This window comes from Rhodococcus sp. G6(2025) (assembly GCF_058628105.1).
On record NZ_CP179750.1, the window covers coordinates 7,764,804 to 7,781,344 of the forward strand.

General features: G+C 67.8%; 14 protein-coding genes. 3 read left to right on the forward strand and 11 right to left on the reverse strand.

The features are described from left to right. Positions 1-9: 9 nt before the first annotated feature. Positions 10-645, reverse strand: a complete 636-nt coding sequence (locus ACLIVD_RS35985; protein WP_280779321.1) for a TetR/AcrR family transcriptional regulator C-terminal domain-containing protein — start codon at positions 643-645, stop codon at positions 10-12. A gap of 134 nt (positions 646-779) precedes the next feature. On the opposite strand from ACLIVD_RS35985, the gene ACLIVD_RS35990 reads away from it, so the two are divergent. Together ACLIVD_RS35990 and ACLIVD_RS35995 are read left to right on the forward strand one after the other, a co-directional pair. Then, a complete protein-coding gene (locus ACLIVD_RS35990) occupies positions 780-2,591 on the forward strand; it encodes an ABC transporter substrate-binding protein/permease (protein WP_491931625.1) in 1,812 nt (603 codons plus the stop codon). Positions 2,592-2,595: 4 nt separating this feature from the next. Beyond that, positions 2,596-3,321, forward strand: a complete 726-nt coding sequence (locus ACLIVD_RS35995) for an amino acid ABC transporter ATP-binding protein (protein WP_005249317.1) — start codon at positions 2,596-2,598, stop codon at positions 3,319-3,321. A 68-nt stretch (positions 3,322-3,389) separates the two neighbouring features. Here ACLIVD_RS35995 and ACLIVD_RS36000 read toward each other — a convergent pair whose 3' ends face one another. The 6 genes from ACLIVD_RS36000 to ACLIVD_RS36025 are packed head-to-tail and all read right to left on the reverse strand — an operon-like array spanning position 3,390 to position 11,127. Then, positions 3,390-6,782 carry an NAD-glutamate dehydrogenase domain-containing protein gene (locus tag ACLIVD_RS36000; protein ID WP_491931626.1) on the reverse strand — a complete coding sequence of 1,131 codons (3,393 nt, stop codon included), beginning with the start codon at positions 6,780-6,782 and terminating at the stop codon, positions 3,390-3,392. A 43-nt stretch (positions 6,783-6,825) separates the two neighbouring features. Beyond that, on the reverse strand, positions 6,826-7,689 hold the full coding sequence (locus ACLIVD_RS36005) for a 5-oxoprolinase subunit C family protein (protein WP_280779315.1): 864 nt from the start codon (positions 7,687-7,689) through the stop codon (positions 6,826-6,828). Continuing rightward, positions 7,686-8,336, reverse strand: a complete 651-nt coding sequence (locus tag ACLIVD_RS36010) for a 5-oxoprolinase subunit B family protein (protein WP_491931627.1) — start codon at positions 8,334-8,336, stop codon at positions 7,686-7,688. The genes ACLIVD_RS36005 and ACLIVD_RS36010 overlap by 4 nt, the downstream gene beginning before the upstream one ends. Then, positions 8,333-9,088: a LamB/YcsF family protein gene (locus ACLIVD_RS36015; RefSeq protein WP_317571101.1), complete on the reverse strand. Its 756-nt coding sequence runs from the start codon at positions 9,086-9,088 to the stop codon at positions 8,333-8,335. The genes ACLIVD_RS36010 and ACLIVD_RS36015 overlap by 4 nt, the downstream gene beginning before the upstream one ends. Further along, a complete protein-coding gene (locus ACLIVD_RS36020; RefSeq protein WP_491931628.1) occupies positions 9,078-9,920 on the reverse strand; it encodes a putative hydro-lyase in 843 nt (280 codons plus the stop codon). Before ACLIVD_RS36020 ends, ACLIVD_RS36015 begins: the two co-directional genes overlap by 11 nt. Beyond that, the gene (locus ACLIVD_RS36025) at positions 9,859-11,127 is read right to left on the reverse strand and encodes an MFS transporter (RefSeq protein WP_005571253.1); all 1,269 of its coding nucleotides are present in this window, start codon (positions 11,125-11,127) and stop codon (positions 9,859-9,861) included. The genes ACLIVD_RS36020 and ACLIVD_RS36025 overlap by 62 nt, the downstream gene beginning before the upstream one ends. A 169-nt stretch (positions 11,128-11,296) precedes the next feature. Between ACLIVD_RS36025 and ACLIVD_RS36030 the strand changes: the two genes are divergently transcribed. Beyond that, a complete protein-coding gene (locus ACLIVD_RS36030; RefSeq protein ID WP_144288899.1) occupies positions 11,297-11,995 on the forward strand; it encodes a GntR family transcriptional regulator in 699 nt (232 codons plus the stop codon). A 30-nt stretch (positions 11,996-12,025) separates the two neighbouring features. Here ACLIVD_RS36030 and ACLIVD_RS36035 read toward each other — a convergent pair whose 3' ends face one another. From ACLIVD_RS36035 to ACLIVD_RS36050, 4 genes are all read right to left on the reverse strand, one after another. After that, entirely contained in the window at positions 12,026-12,892 is an 867-nt protein-coding gene (locus tag ACLIVD_RS36035; RefSeq protein ID WP_491931629.1) for a hydroxymethylglutaryl-CoA lyase, read from the reverse strand. A 28-nt stretch (positions 12,893-12,920) separates the two neighbouring features. Next, positions 12,921-14,252, reverse strand: coding sequence for an SLC13 family permease (locus ACLIVD_RS36040; protein WP_283333314.1), 1,332 nt, complete (start codon positions 14,250-14,252; stop codon positions 12,921-12,923). An 81-nt stretch (positions 14,253-14,333) separates the two neighbouring features. Next, positions 14,334-15,554, reverse strand: a complete 1,221-nt coding sequence (locus ACLIVD_RS36045) for a CaiB/BaiF CoA transferase family protein (RefSeq protein WP_491931630.1) — start codon at positions 15,552-15,554, stop codon at positions 14,334-14,336. 167 nt (positions 15,555-15,721) lie between these two features. Beyond that, positions 15,722-16,369 (reverse strand): IclR family transcriptional regulator, encoded by a 648-nt coding sequence (locus tag ACLIVD_RS36050; protein WP_054247469.1) that lies wholly within the window; start codon positions 16,367-16,369, stop codon positions 15,722-15,724. Between the last annotated feature and the right edge of the window lie 172 nt (positions 16,370-16,541).

Sequence of the window (16,541 nt, forward strand, 5' to 3'; positions counted from 1 at the left end):
GAGAGAAGGTCAGTCGATGGAGGTGTTGCGGACGGTCTCGGGGATCTGCAGGTTCGCGAAGATGACGGCGACGGCCTCCTCGAGCGAGTAGCCGAAGCTCTCACCGGTGGCGGTCTTCTGGATCACCAGTCCGAAGATCGCCGACCAGAACGCCTTCGATTCGACGTCGATGCCGGCGCGCAGTTGCCAGCCGGTGCGCATCAGGGTGCGGATCAGCGCGTCCTCGCCCGACGAGTGCAGGGTCCGGAGGGTGTCGGTGATGAGGTCGCGCAGTTCACTGCGGCGTCCCGTCATCAGCATCGCCGACGTGAAGAGTTCGACGCTGGGGGCGCCCGGCCCGAGCAGGGAGCCGACGAGTTTCTCCGTGTAGTCGCCGACGGTCTCCGCCGTCGCCGCGTCGTCCTCGGCCCGCTTGCCGGCACGCAGCACGGCAGCGCACGCGACCTCGACGAAGAGCCGTTCCTTGGAACCGTAGTAGTAGGTGACCTGGTTGGGGTGGGCCCCGGCGGCGGCGCAGATCTGCGTGATCGGGACGCCCTCGCCGTGCTCGAGAAACAGTTCGGTGGCGGCGGTGAACAGGGCGTCGCGGGTCTGGCGACCGGACTCCCGGGTGGCTCGCGCTGCTCGGCCCGTCTGCGGCACCATGACTGCCTCCTACTTGTTTGTCATACAAACAATAACTCGACTTTGTTTGTATGACAAACAAGGAGAGTGACGGCTGTCGCCCCCGACGTCCTCCGACCCCGGAAATACCGACCGCCAGGGTTACGCTGCTCACCATGTTTTCTTCCGTCGGAGCGAAGATCCGTGTGGTGGTGGCGCTACTGCTCACCGCCCTGCTGGCGCTGACCCTGTCGTCGTGTTCGAGTGACGGGGAAACGTCCGGGGCGGCACCGCAGGATCTGTGTTCGCCACCCGGCGTGGGCGCGGCCACCGCCGCCCCGACCAACCTCGCCGCCGCAGGCGCCGCGGCCGAGGACCGCTACACCACGCCGTCGACCACTCCGATCGACCAGATCGACGCGTCGAAGCTGAACCTCATCACCCCCGGTGTGCTCACCGTCGGCACGCTGTCCGACGCACCGCCGAGCATCTGCGTGAACTCGGACAACCAGTTCACCGGCTACGACAACGAACTGCTGAAGGCCGTCGCCGACAAGCTCGGCCTGCGCGTCGACTTCGTTGGCACCGAGTTCGCCGGACTGCTCGCCCAGGTGGCCGGGCGCCGCTTCGACGTCGGATCCTCCTCCATCACGACGACGGACGAGCGCCGCAACACCGTCGGCTTCACCAACGGCTACGACTTCGGCTACTTCTCCCTCGTCGTTCCCAACGGCGGCCCGATCCAGGGCTTCGACGACCTGACCGCGACCACTCGGATCGGTGTCGTCCAGGGCACCGTCCAGGACGACTACGTCGTGAACACGCTGAAGCTGAACCCGGTGAAGTTCCCCGACTACGCCACCGCCTACGCAAACCTGAAGTCCGGGCAGATCGACGCCTGGGTGGCGCCGTCCCAGCAGGCCGAGGGCGCCATCGCGCCGGGCGATCCCACGTCGATCGTCGAGAACACCTTCAGCGTCAACAACTTCGTGGGCTGGGCCGTCAACAAGGAGAACCAGCCGCTCATCGACGCCCTCAACTCCGGGCTCGACGCCGTCATCGCCGACGGCACCTGGGCGCAGCTGTACTCCGACTGGGTGCCCCGCGAACTGCCCGAGGGCTGGAAGCCCGGCAGCAAGGCGGCGCCGGTGCCCGACCTGCCCGACTTCGCCGCGCTCGCCGCCCAGAACTCGCAGAACACGACCGAAACCCCGGTCGCGGAGCCCAAGTCGACACTCCAGCAGCTGAAGGACACGTTCTTCAACTGGGACCTCTACACGCGGGCGTTCCCCGATCTGCTCAAGACCGGTCTGCCGAACACGTTGATCCTCGCGCTGGCGTCGGGCATCGTCGGCACCGTCCTCGGCATGCTGCTCGCGATGGCCGGCATCTCCCGCACCCGCTGGCTCCGCTGGCCCGCCCGCATCTACACGGACGTGTTCCGCGGGCTGCCCGCCGTCGTCATCATCCTCATCGTCGGACTCGGCGCCGGACCCATCGTCAAGGGACTCACCGGCAACAACCCCTACTGGCTCGGTGCCGCCGCGCTGTCACTGCTCGCGTCCGCCTACATCGGTGAGATCTTCCGGTCCGGCATCCAGAGCGTCGAACCCGGACAGCTCGAGGCGTCCCGGGCGCTCGGCTTCAGCTACCGGAAGTCGATGACGCTCGTCGTCGTCCCGCAGGGTGTGCGACGGGTGCTGCCCGCGCTGATGAACCAGTTCATCTCCCTCATCAAGGACTCGTCGCTGATCTACTTCCTCGGCCTGCTCGTCAGCCAGCGGGAACTGTTCGCCGTCGGCCGCGACCTCAACGCGCAGACCGGCAACCTGTCGCCGCTCGTCGCCGCCGGCCTGTTCTACCTGGCGATGACGATTCCGCTGACCCACCTCGTCAACTACATCGACAACCGTCTGCGCACCGGCCGCGCCGACACGTCCGGCACGCTCGACCCGGTGGAACAGTCCATCGTCGTGGAAAGGGGATAAGGCGATGGCCGTCTCTCTCACTGGCACCGACCTGCATCTCGCATTCGGCACCAACAAGGTGCTCCGCGGCGTCGACCTCCACGTCGACGCCGGCGACACCGTCACCGTGATCGGACCGTCCGGCTCCGGAAAGTCCACCCTGCTGCGGGTCCTCAACCGACTCCACGAACCCGATCAGGGTGACGTCCTGCTCGACGGCAAGTCGGTGCTGAAGGACAACCCGGACAAGCTGCGGCAGCGCATCGGCATGGTGTTCCAGCACTTCAACCTGTTCCCGCACAAGACCGTCGTCGACAACATCGCCCTCGGACCCCGCAAGCTCAAGGGGATGTCCAAGGACGAGGCGCGGTCGCTGGCGCTCGAGCAGCTCGAACTCGTCGGGCTCGCCAACAAGGCCGACTCCCGGCCCGGCAACCTGTCGGGCGGACAGCAGCAGCGCGTCGCGATCGCCCGCGCCCTCGCGATGAAGCCCGAGGTGATGTTCTTCGACGAGGCCACCTCGGCACTCGACCCCGAACTGGTGAAGGGCGTCCTCGCGCTGATGGCCGACCTCGCCAAGGGCGGCATGACGATGGTCGTCGTCACCCACGAGATGGGATTCGCCCGCGAGGTGTCCGACACGGTGCTGTTCATGGACCACGGCGCCGTCGTCGAGACCGGGAAGCCGGACCAGCTGTTCGACAAGCCCGAAACCGAACGGCTGCAGCAGTTCCTGTCCCAGGTGCTGTAGGCCGCTCCGCGGCCTGTGCGCCATTTTGGTAGCTGGAACAACCAGAAAGGCGCACGGGCGCGAAGCGCCTACCGCGTCATCGCCCGGATCCGCCTGGCCGCGACGGAGATCAGCGCCAGCGTGGGTTCGGTGGCGACCTCCGACTCGATCTCGGTCAGCAGCGCACGCGCGCGGGAGAGCCGGGCGGCGTTGTGCTGTTCCCACTGGTCGACCTTGTCGGCCGCGTCCTCGCCGGGTTCGCTCACGGACAGCGCGTCGAGGGTGATGGCGCGCAGTGAGCTGTAGAGGTCGTCGCGCAGGGCCAGGCGGGCGAGGGCGTGCCACCGGTCCAGCCGGGGGAGAGCCGTGACTGCGGTCAGTGCGGTGTTGATGTGCAGGTGCGCCGACAGCGCGAAGTACAGTTCGGCGACGTCCTCGGGGCGGTGCTGCGAGATCTCCGCGATGTCCACGATGTCGAGGAGGCAGTACGTGTGCAGCAGGTCCGCCACGTCCGCGGCCAGCCCGGTCTCCGCCCCACGCGATGTGAGGGCCTCGGTGCGCCGCTCCACCGCGGTGATCTCGTCGCCCCGTAACCATTCCCGCACGCGCGGCCCGAGGTCGCGGACGACCGGCCGGTAGCGGGCGATGGTGGCCTCGAGCGGCAACGGTTGCGGCCGGTGCGTGGTCAGCCACCGCGACGCGCGGTCGATCAGTCGCTGGGTCTGCACCGTCAGTGCGTTCGTCCCGGCCGTCGGAGTGGTGTCGGCCGTTGCCCTGATCCGCTCGAAAGTCGCTCCGAGGTCGAAGATCTCGGCGACCGCGGTGAAGGCGTTCACCGCCTCCGCGGAGTCGGCGCCCGTCTCCTCCCGCAGCCGGAAGGCGTACGTCATCCCCGCCCGGTCGACCATGTCGTTGACGACCGACGTCGTGACGATCTCCCGGCGCAGCGGATGCGCGGCGACCGTGTGCGCGAACTCCCGGCCGAGGCGCGGCGGGAAGTAGTTGTGAAGCCGGCCGGCGTAGACCCCGTTGTCGGGGAGGGTCGTGCCCGACACCTCGCTCTTGATGAATCGCTTGACCTGCGCGGTGAGCTGCGCCAGCTCCGGACTCGTCAACCCCTTCTGCTCACGTTCGAGCGCGCCGAACTGCGCGGACGTCGGGAGCACGTCGATCGCGCGGTCCACGTGTCCGCGCCGTTCCAGGTCGTCGACCATGCGGGAGTGGAAACTGACGAGGGTGCCGGCCTGCGCCCGGTTCAGGCTCATCATCTCGTTCTGGCTGCGATTGTCGGCGAGGACGAGCCTGCTGACGTCGTCGGTCATGTCGGACAGCAGCGTTCGCCGGTCCTGCGCGGTGAGGGTGTTGTCGGCGGTCGCGCCCGCCAGGGCGATCTTGATGTTGACCTCGTGGTCCGAGCAGTCGACGCCAGCGGAGTTGTCGAGCGCGTCGGTGTTGACGCGACCACCGTTGCGCGCGTATTCGATCCGCCCGAGCTGGGTCAGCCCGAGGTTGCCGCCTTCGCCGACCACCCGGACCCGCAGTTCGGGCGCGTCGAGCCGGACCGCGTCGTTCGACTTGTCGCCGACGTCCGCGTGGCTCTCCGTCGTCGCCTTGACGTACGTGCCGACGCCGCCGTTCCACAGCAGGTCGGCGGGCGCACCGAGGACGGCACGCACGAGTTCGACGGTGGTGAGGGCCCGATCGTCGTCGATTCCGAGAACGCGCCGGGCCTGCGGTGTCAGCCGAACCGACTTCGCGGACCGGTCGACGATCATCGCGCCGTCACTGAGGACCGCCTTGTCGTAGTCCTTCCAACTCGACCTGCCGAGCCCGAAGAGGCGTGCCCGCTCGTCCCACGACCGCTGCGGGTCGGGGTCGGGGTCGATGAAGACATGCCGATGGTCGAATGCTGCGAGCAGGCGGATGTGGGGGCTGAGCAGCATCCCGTTTCCGAAGACGTCGCCGCTCATGTCTCCGACGCCGACGACGGTGAAGTCGTCGGTGCGGGTGTCGACGCCCATCTCGCGGAAGTGCTGCATGACGCTTTCCCACGCGCCGCGGGCGGTGATGCCCATCGCCTTGTGGTCGTAGCCGACGGATCCGCCGGACGCGAATCCGTCGCCGAGCCAGTACCCGCGCTCGAGTGCGATCGCGTTGGCGACGTCCGAGAATGCCGCTGTCCCTTTGTCCGCGGCGACCACGAGGTAGGTGTCGTCGCCATCGCGGCGGACGATGCCCTCCGGCGCGATCACCTGCCGGGTCGTGATGTCGAGGTTGTCCGTCATGTCGAGGAGGCTCGAGATGAATTCGCGGTAGCAGGAGATGCCCGCCGACGCCGTCGCCTCCCGGTCGGCGGCGGCGTCGCCGGTGGGCACGGGCGGGTTCTTGACGACGAAGCCGCCCTTTGCTCCCGCGGGGACGATGACGGCGTTCTTGACCGCCTGCGCCTTGACGAGTCCGAGGATCTCGGTGCGGAAGTCGTCGCGGCGATCCGACCACCGGATGCCGCCGCGGGCGACGTCGTCGAATCGCAGGTGCACGCCCTCCACCCGGGGCGAGTACACGTAGGCCTCGTATTTCGGCCGGGGCAGCGGCAATTCGTCGATCGACGAGGAATCGAATTTGAACGCGAGAGCGCGCGCGGGCCGACGGTCACCGGCGTAGTACGTCGTCCGGGTGGTGGCGCGGATCAGGGACAGCAGTGCCCGCAGGATCCGGTCGGCGTCGATTCCGGCGACGGCGTCGATCGCGTCGACGATGCGGCCCTCGAGCGCGTCTTCCGCTGCGGCGTCGCGTTCGATCCCCGGGTCGAGGCGGAGCGCGTGGAACTCCACGAGGAGTTGCGTGATTGCACTGTTGCTCAGCAGGACTCGTTCGACGTTGCTGCGGCTGTACGGAAGCCCGGCCTGACGCAGGTAGGCGGCGTACGCGCGGAGGACGGTCACCTGACGCCAGCCCAGCCCGGCGTGCAGGACGAGCGCGTTGAACCCGTCGACCTCGGTCTCACCCGTCCACGCCGCCCGGAACGCGTCGGCGACCCGGATGTCCCGGGTCACCCCGTGACCGTCCGTCACGGCGACCAGATCGACGGTGAGGTCGTAGATCCAGGCCCGATGCCCGTCCGGGCGGGTCAGCGCGGCCGGCCGTTCGTCGAGCGCGTTGACACCGAGGCTGGACAGGATCGGCAGAACCTCGTTGAGCGGCGCGGGTTTCCCGACCGCGTAGATCTTGAGGTTCTCGTACGGCGCGGACGCCTCGGTGGTGGTGAACGTCAGCGCCACACTGTCGACGTCGAGGCGCTCCACCTCGGCGACGTCGCGGATCGCCTGTGCCGGATCGGTTTCGGTGGCGTAGCTGATCGGCAGCGCGGACGCGTAGTGGCGCGCGACGCCGGTGTCGAGACGATGCGGTTCCGTGAGCAGCGTGCTGCGCCACAGCTCGTGGGACCAGGGGGTGTCGAGTTCCGTGCCGATGCTGTTCATGACGATGGGGTGATCTCCTGTAGTGGGATCGGAGCGAAGCCGATCACGCAGTGGTGAAGCGAATCAGTTGACCGGGTCGAGCCTGGGCGATCCGGTCGATGTCCTCGTCCGCGACGACGCCGATGACGGGATAACCGCCCGAGATGGGATGGTCCGCGAGGAAGACGACGGGCTGCCCGCTCGGCGGAACCTGGATGGAGCCGAGCGCGACACCTTCGGTCGGGAGTTCGGCCTCGGACGTCCGCACCAGTGCAGGCGCGTCGCCGTGCCGGTTCAGGCGCGCCCCGATGCGGTCGGTGTCCGGGGAGACGGCCCACACCCCCGTGGTCAACGCTTCGGGGTTGGTGAACCAGTCGTCGCGGGGGCCGCCGACGACCCGCACCGACAGCGTTCCCGCCTCCATCGGGGGGACGGGCGCGACCTCGACGTTCGGGAAACTCGTCGCCGCGGTGCCGACGAGCAGAACGTCGTTGGGTTTCAACGCTTCCGGGCCGATTCCGGAGAGGGTGTCGGTGCTGCGGGAGCCGAGCACGTCCGGCACCGCGACGCCGCCTCGGACGCCGACGTAGCTGCGCAGGCCGACCTGCGCGTACTGCAGGCGCAGCGTCTGCCCCGGCTGCATCACGATGACGCTCGCGTGCCCCATCGGGATTCCGTCGAGCAGCGCCGTAGCGGGTGCCCCGGTGACGGCGACGATGGTCACCTGCGGCGCGCGGAGGGCGAGGCCGCCCATCAACACCTCGATGCACGCGCTGTTCTCGTCGTTCCCGACCAGCCGATTGGCCAGCTTCGCGGATCCGCGGTCGGCGGCGCCGGACACACCCACACCTGAACTCAGGTAGCCGGGGCGGCCGAGGTCCTGGATCAGGCTGAGCGGACCCGTTTCGAGTACTTCGAGTTCACTCACAGTGTTTCCTCGTCGACGAATCGGACGCGACGCCCCGGCTGCAGCAGCGCCGGAGGGTTCGCGTCGAGGTTCCACATCGGGGAGTCCGTGGTTCCGATGATCTGCCATCCACCGGGTGAGGACCGGGGATACACCGCGCCGTAGCCACCGGCGAGGGCCACGGACCCGGCGGGCACCACGGTCCGGGACTGGGCCCGCCGTGGCACGGTGAGCCGGTCGTCGCCGCAACTCAGGTAGGCGAAACCCGGTGCGAATCCGATGAATACACAGCGCCAGGTGGCCGCCGTGTGCGCCGCGATCACGTCCTCGCGGCTCATCCGCAGATGGTCGGCGACGTCGGCGAGATCGGCGCCGTCGTAGCGGACCGGGATGGTGACCGGCTCGGATTCGGTTGCGCGGCTGTCCTCGTGCACCTCGAGGTCGACGGTCATCGTCTGCAGCGCGCGGCGCACCTCGTCGAGGTCGGTGCGCGGAGTCGTGGTCACGAGTACCGTCCGCGCCGCAGGAAGCACGTCCTCCACCCCCGGGACCGGGGTGCGGCGGAGGCGTTCGGTCAGCGACACCACGAAGGGTTCCGACTCCAGTTCGACGAGGAGGCCCCGGTTGCCCGCCGGAAGGATCCGGGTGCCGGCGCTCGGGGTGGTCATGCGAAGGACCCGAGCGTGACGTCGGCGCTCTCCAGGGCGTGCCGAACCTGGCGGGCCGTGCGCACGGACCCCGGCGAATCGCCGTGGACGCAGATGCTGTGCACCGACACCGCGACGTCGGCGCCGTCGATCGACTCCACCGTTCCGCTCGACACCATGCGCACGGCCTGGGCGGCGGCGACGTCGGGATCGTCGATGACGGCGCCGGTCACCGAGCGCGGGGTCAACGTGCCCGCGGCGGTGTAGCGGCGATCGGCGAAACCCTCGGCGACGAATTCGATGCCATGGGTTTGCGCCGCACGCTGCAACTGCGAGCCGGGTGGGCCCATCAGCGCGAGCGGTTCGGTGAACCGACCGATGGCCGACGCGATCGCCTCGGCCCGCTCGTAGTCGAGCGCGGCGGAATTGTAGAGCGCACCATGCGGTTTGACGTACGACACACGGGACCCGGCGGCACGTGCGAACCCGGCGAGCGCGCCGATCTGGTACAGCGTCTCGTCGCGCAGATCCGCCGGCGACACCGCAAGTTCACGACGGCCGAATCCGGCCAGATCCCGGAAACCCACGTGCGCACCGATCGCGACGTTGCGCTCGGCCGCACCCTCGCAGGCCCGTCGGATGATCATCGGATCCCCCGCGTGAAACCCGCACGCAATGTTCGCGCTCGTGACGATGTCGAGGAGGGCCTCGTCGTCCGCCAGGGTCCACTGCCCGAAACCCTCACCGAGGTCGCAGTTCAGATCAACGCGCATCGGGAACCTCCAGCACGTACTCGCTGTCCGGGATGTCGGTGATCAGCATGTACCCGGGCGCGTGGGTGATCGCGAACGGCAACCGGGACGCCATCACCGCGGCCTGCGGGGTGACCCCGCAGGCCCAGAACATCGGCACGTCGCCGGGCTCGAAGTTCACCGGATCGCCGAAGTCGGGGGCCGCGACATCGGCGATGCCGAGTTCCGCGGGATCGCCGATGTGCACGGGCCCACCGTGGACGGCAGGCATCCGCGCCGAGATCGCCGCGGCGAGCGCGACCTGATGTTCGGGAACGGGCCGCATCGACACCACCATCGGTCCGCTCATCCGGCCCGCGGGCCTGCATTCACGGTTGGTCACGAACATCGGGACGTTGCTGCCCTGCTCGACGTGCCGCAGCGGGACCCCGGCGGCGGCCACCGGGTGCTCGAACGTGAAGCTGCACCCGATGTGGAACGCCACGAGGTCGTCCCGCCACAGCCCCGACACGTCCGCGGTCTCGTCGGCCAGTTCGCCGTCCTTCCACACGCGGTACAGCGGCAGGTCCGTGGTGATGTCGGCGCCGGGGGCGAGCATCGTCTCGCGGGAGCCGACGTCGCCGACGTCGAGGACGGGGCACGGCTTGGGGTTCCGCTGCGTGAACAGCAGGACGTCGTAGGCCCAGTCCTCCGGTACGGCGATGAGATTCGTCTGGGCGAATCCGGGCGCCAGACCGGCGGTCGGGGTGACACGTCCCGAACGGAACGCGGAGCGGAGGTCGGCCGGTGAGTCAGTCAAGTTGGATCCCGCGGGTCTCGGGGAGGAAGAACAGGGCGAAGACGGCGATGGCATATCCGAGCGCACCGAAGATCATCGCGCCGCCGATACCCAGCTGGGTGGCCGCCAGGAAACCGACGACCGCCGGGAACACGGCGCCGACCGCGCGGCCGAAGTTGTACGTGAAGCCCTGGCCCGTGCCGCGGGACTGCGTCGGGTACAGCTCGGACAGGAACGATCCGAATCCACTGAAGATCGCCGACGTGCAGAAGCCGAGGGGGAAGCCCAGGATGAGGATCAACATGTTCGCGCCCTCGGGCACCTGGGTGTAGCCCACCATGAAGACGGCCGACAGTGCCGCGAACAGCTGCATGGTCCGCTTGCGTCCCAGCTTGTCGGTGAGGATGCCGCCGCTGACGTAGCCGAGGAACGCACCCGAGATCAGGATGGCGAGGTAGCCGCCGGTGCCGACGACGTCGAGTCCGCGCGAGGTCTTCAGGAATGTGGGCAGCCAGGACGCCAGCGTGTAGTAGCCGCCCTGCACGCCGGTGGCGAGCAGCGACGCGAGGACGGTGGTCTTGAGCAGTCCGCCGCGGAAGATCGCGGCGAACGAGCCGGTCTCCTTGCCCGCGGACTCACGACGTTTCGTGACGACCTCGGGATCCTTCAGATTCCGGCGAACCCAGATGATGAGGAACGCGGGCAGGACACCGGTGAAGAACAGCACTCGCCACGCGACGTCGGGATCGAACAGCTGGAAGACGACCGTGTAGACGATCACCGCCAGCGCCCAGCCCACTGCCCACGCGCTCTGGACGAACGCCACGGCCCGGCCCCGGTACTCGGCCCGGGCGTATTCGGCCACGAGAATCGCACCCGCCGCCCACTCGCCGCCGAAGCCGAGGCCCTGGAAGGCGCGGAAGACGAGCAGCGTCTCGAAGTTCTGCGCGAAGCCGCACAGCACCGTGAAGATCGTGTACGTCGCGACCGTGACCTGCAGGGTGCGGACCCGGCCGATCTTGTCGACGAGGATGCCGGCGAGGGCACCGCCGAGCGCAGACACGACCAGCGTCACCGTCGTCAGCAGGCCAGCCTGTCCGGTGGTGAGGCCGAAGTAGGCGGCGATGGCCGCGAGGCCGAGCGGGAGGACCTGGAAGTCGTAGGAGTCGAGTCCGTACCCGCCGAACGCGCCGATGAAGGCTCTCTTTCCCTTCGGCCCGAGGGTGCGGAACCAGTCGAAGGGGCGCGCCTGCGCGACCTCGGTCTGTGTATCTGTGGTCATGGCACCTCGCCTGAAGAAGGGATGTAACTGCCGGAAGAAACGGTGTAACTCCCATCACGGTACAAATCGTTCAACGATCCTGCAATACCCTGAGAGGATCGTTTAACATGGAATTCATCGCGGAACCGAGCTCACAACTATGATTGCGGTCGAGATCGAAACCTGAGGAGTGGACTTGACCAGCTCGAATGCCCTTCGCGGCGATGCGCATTCCCGCCTGGCCGCTCACCGCGGCCTGCTCGAACGCACCAGCAGGACCACCCGGGTGGCCGGCATTCTGCGGGACGCAATCATCGACGGAACGTTCCGACCAGGGGCGCGTCTCTCCGAACCCGACATCTGTGCCGCCCTCGACGTCTCCCGCAACACGGTGCGCGAGGCCTTCCAGATCCTGATCGAAGACCGACTGGTCGCGCACGAACTCAACCGCGGAGTCTTCGTCCGCGTGCCCACGGCCGAGGACATCACCGAGCTGTACATCTGCCGGCGCGTCGTCGAATGTGCGGGCGTCAACGGATTCGACCCCGCCACCGGCGACCTGTCGCGCGTGGCCGAGGCCCTGGACCTGGCCGACGAGCGGTACGCCGTCGAGGACTGGACCGGAGTCGGCACCGCCGACATCCACTTCCACAGCGCCCTCGCGAGCCTCAACAACAGCAATCGCATCGACGAACTCATGCGCAGCGTGTGGAACGAGGCGCGGCTCGTCTTCCACGTCATGGACGACGCCCACCGATTCCACGGCCCGTACCTCACCCGCAATCACGAGATCTACGACGCGCTGGTCGCGGGCAACACCGAAGCCGCAGGTCAGCTACTCAAGACCTACCTCGAAGACGCCGAGGCGCAGATCCTCGAGGCGTACTGAGGCGCTTCGCGCTCGCTCACCGGTCGACCATCACACCGAGAGCTGCGGTGAGGCTGTGAGGACACGCTTGACCAACGATGCTGCGGCGGTGACCTGTGCCTGATCGATGCCGGTTTCCACATCATGACGGTGAAAATGCGCGACCAGCTCCTCGGTCGCGAGGTTGCCGTGTGCGCCCGGTGCAAAGGGGCACCCGCCGTATCCGCCGACCGCGCTGTCGAAGTGTGCGATCCCCAGATGGCGTGCTGCTTGCAGGGCGGTGGTGAGTGCTTGGCCGTCGGCGTTGTGCAGGTGCAGTCCGATGGTGAGGTCGGGCAGTGCTTCGCGCACGGCGCCCACCGCGGTGAGCACGTGCTCGGTGGTGGCGGTGCCCAGGGTGTCGGCCAGCCCCAGGGCGCGTATCCCCATGGCTGCGAACTGTTCGGCGACCTCTACCAGACGTGTGGGTGAGACGGTTCCCTCGAACGGGCAGACGAATGCGGTGGATATCCCGCCGAGGAACCGCTGCTCCGGGTAGCCGGCCACCGCCTGGGACAGGTCCTCGAGGGCCTGTGCAGCGGACTTGCCGGCGTTCGCTCGGCTGTGTGCGGAACTGGCCGACGCCGCGATGTGCACGACGTCGACTCCGGCGGCCACTGCACGGTGAACCCCGGTGGGGTTCAGCGCCAACGCGCTGACCTGCGTGGTGGCGCGGTAGGGCTGCAACCGGGCGATGAGCGCGTCGGCGTCGGCCATCTGAGGAACGCGGGTGGGCGAGACGAAGGACACGGCTTCGATCTGCCGGACTCCGGCTGCCACCAGCGCGTCGGCGATGGTGAGTTTGTCGTCGGTGGCGACGAGGACGTTCTCGTCCTGTAGACCGTCGCGCAGGACGACGTCGGTGATGGTGACGGGCATGCGAGAACCTTCTTGGGGTGGCCGGGGATCAGAGCGAGGTGGGAACGACGATCAGGGCCCAGGCCACCAGCGGGGCGAGGAGCACGACCAGGCCGCAGTAGGCCAGGACGCTGCGCTGGAACCGTTGACGGTCTTCGACGTCGGCCTCGGCCACCACGATGGATCCGTTCGTGGCGAAGGGGCTGACGTCGACGACGGTGGAGGCGAAGGCCAGCGCGATGATGAAACCCAGCGCGCCGAGTTCCCCGGCGGCGAGCATGGGTGCGGCCAGCGGCAGCGCGATGCCCAGGGTGCCGATCGAGGACCCGACCGCGGAGATGATCGCGGCGGCGTACAGCAGGATCAGCGCGGCGGCGAGAGGGGAGCCGAGGTGGGTGGCGGCGTCGCCGAGGAAGTCGAGGGTGCCGTTTTGTTTGAGCACCGTCATGTAGGTGAGCATGCCGCACACCAGCACGACCGCCGGCCACGCCACCTTGTCTTCGATCCGGGGCATCTTCTTCGGGGCCATCAGCAGCAGAACCGTGCTGATGCAGATCGAGCTGACTCCGACGTCGACGTTGAAGGCCACCGAACCTACTGCCAGGAGCAGGATTCCGATGAGCGTCGCGACCCGTTCCCGGTTGAACGGGGTGCGGCCGATGACATCGACGTCAGGCAGGACGGCGGTCGCGGAGGCGGTGCCAGATCCCGGGCTGGGATGGGGGCGGGTCGATGCGCCTGCGCTGGCGCCGGCGCCGGTGATCTCGTCACGGTCTTCGGGCAGCTCGTGGAGCAGGTCGCGGCCGTAGATGGCGAACAGTACGGCGAGGAACAGGGTGTTCAGTGCAAAGGGAACGATGAACAGCAGCAGCGGGTTCGCCTCGTACCCGGCGGATTTGATCAATCCGTTGACGAAGGCACCGTAGATGGTGATGGGCGAGAACGCGCAGCCCAGAGCACCGTGGTTGATGGCCATGCCCATCAGCAGGGGGTTGATCTTCTTTTTCCCGGCCAGCCGCATCGCGATGGGGGCGAGCATGCCTGCCGCCATCGGTGATCCCAGGGCCATCAGCGCGCCGGAGAGCAGGAACATCATCCACACCAGCGCCCAGCGCCGTCCGTGGACCAGGCGTAGGGCCGATTCGACGATGATGTTGATGGTGCCGTTGGCCTTGGCGATGGCGAACAGCAAGGTGATCCCGGCGACGATCAGGAAGATGTCACCGGGAAATGCGTCGACGATGTCGTCGATCGGGATCCCCGACACCCATCCGCCGACCAGGAAGGCGCCGGCGAAGGCGAGGATGCCCATGTTGATCGGCACCTTGGTGGCGATGGTGAAGATCAGCACGAGGGCGAGGATGGAGATGGCGTAGACCATGGGACCGTGTTCTTTCCGTGCGGGGCAAACGGGAAGGGTGCGGCTGCACCAGGGAGCAGAGGGGCGGCGGATGCCCGCGGGTCAGATGATGACTGCTGTGCGCAGTGCGTTCAGGCGGTCGGGTGTCAGGCCCAGCATCCGGCCCAGTACGGGCTCGGTGTCGGCACCGAGATCAGGCCCCAACCACCCGACTTTCGTTGCCTGGCCATCGAACTGAGGTACCACGCCGGGGAAGCGCACCTCCTCGGGTGAGCCGTCTTCGACGTCGACCTTGAACGGCTGGATCATCCCGCGGGCCAGATAGTGCTCGTCGGAGACGATGCGGGCGGCGTCGTAGACGTCGCTGGCCGGGACACCGGCGTCGGACAGTTCGGTGACGACGTCTCTCGTGGATCGGGTCGTCGTCCATGCCACGATCGCCTCGTCGAGATCGTCTTCCCGCAGATAGCGTTTGGTGCCGTCGACCAGGTCGGGATCACTCGCCAGGTCTGGGCGGCCGACGGCGTTCATCAGCCTTGCGAAGACCCCGCTGGCGTTCCCGGCGATCAGAACCGAGCCGTCGGCACACGGGTAGGAGCCGCTGGGCACCACACCGGGAAGATTGCCGGCGGTGCGCTCGCGCACCATGGCATAGGCGTCGTAGTCAGCGGTCAGCGACTCCATCGCCATGAAGACCGATTCGTACAGTGCGACATCGGCGACCTGGGGCCTCGGGTGGTCGCCGCCGCGGGCTTTGGCCAGAAGCATCATCAACGCGCTGACCGCGCCGTAGAGACCGGCGAGGGTGTCGCCCAGCGGTGCTGCCGGACGCACCGGCTCACGGTCGGGATAGCCGGTCACATAACGCAATCCGCCGAACGCCTCGGCGACCCCACCGAAGCCGGCGCGCTGCGCATAGGGGCCGTTCTGGCCGTAACCGGAGATCCGGACCAGGACGATGTCCGGGTTCGCTGCCTGTAACTGTTCGGGCCCGATGTTCCAGCGTTCGAGCGTGCCAGGGCGAAAGTTCTCGATCACGACATCGACCTGGGCGGCCAGGTCCAGCACCAGCTGCTGCCCCTCGGCGCTCTTCAAATCGAGCGTCACCGATCGTTTGTTTCGGGCGATGGTGCGATACATCATCGAGGTGGTGCCCCTGCTGCGACGCCAACCGCGCAGCTCGTCCCCACCGTCGGGACGCTCGATCTTGATGACTTCGGCGCCGAAATCAGCCAGCAGCCGGGTCGCGAAGGGCGCTGCGATGAAGTTACCGAGCTCCAGGACAGTGATGCCGTCGAGCGGACCTGTGGTGGCGTTGTTCATGACGCTCCGATTCCTGTCGGCGATGCGATCAATCTTCGTGGTGGCCCATTATTTGGGTCATTATGGCCCGAATAATGGGGCAACCATAGTGCTCCGGATCACAGAGCGCAACGAGGCATGGCGGCCGGCCCACGTCGAAATGACACGAAAAGACGCACCCTCCGGGGTCAGGAGTCGAGAAGTGACTTTTCGATGCGATGAGCGGCGTCGACGGCCGAGGGACCGAGACGGGGTCCGGGATCGTCACCGAGCCGGTGCAACGGGCCCGACACGCACACCGACGCGACGATCTCGCCGTGTACTCGTACCGGTGCACTGACCGAGCCGAGTCCGGGAACCCGCTCGGAGAGCGTCTGCCACCAGCCGCGGCGTCGCGCGACGGGGTCGTTGTCGAAATCGCCGGCCAGCACGTGACCGCTCGACCCTTCCGCCAGCGGAAATGTGGTGCCGACCGGCATGGTGGCCCGCAGTTCGTTCGACGATTCGACACTGGCGGCGCACAAGCGCAGGTCACCGCGCCGGACCCACAACTGCGAGGACTCACCGGTGCCCTCGCTCAGCTCCCGCAGCACCGGCATGGCGATATCGGTCATCCCCGCTGCAGTGAAGCGATACCCGAGCCAGTATCGACCCTCGGCATCTCGACGCAGGTAGCCATAGTGGGCGAGCTCGGCCACGAGACGTTGGGTGGTCGACTTCGACAAGCCGACAGTGCGCGCAAGCTCGCTCGTGATCATCGGTCGTAACTCGACGGCGTCGATGATGGCGAACGCGCGCGACAAGACACCGACCGTCTTGCGCTGCTCGTCCGCCATGGCCCGATTCTCCCCACGAAACCACGCCCGCGAACTGCATGGTGTTGCCGCCTGTGTCACACGATCCTAGCTTCGAGCACCAGCGACACGACGGATCACCGGTCTGGTCACCTCTCCCACTCGGCGGCGGTGCCGATGCTGCACTCGCCCGATCACCGCCCGCCTCTACACG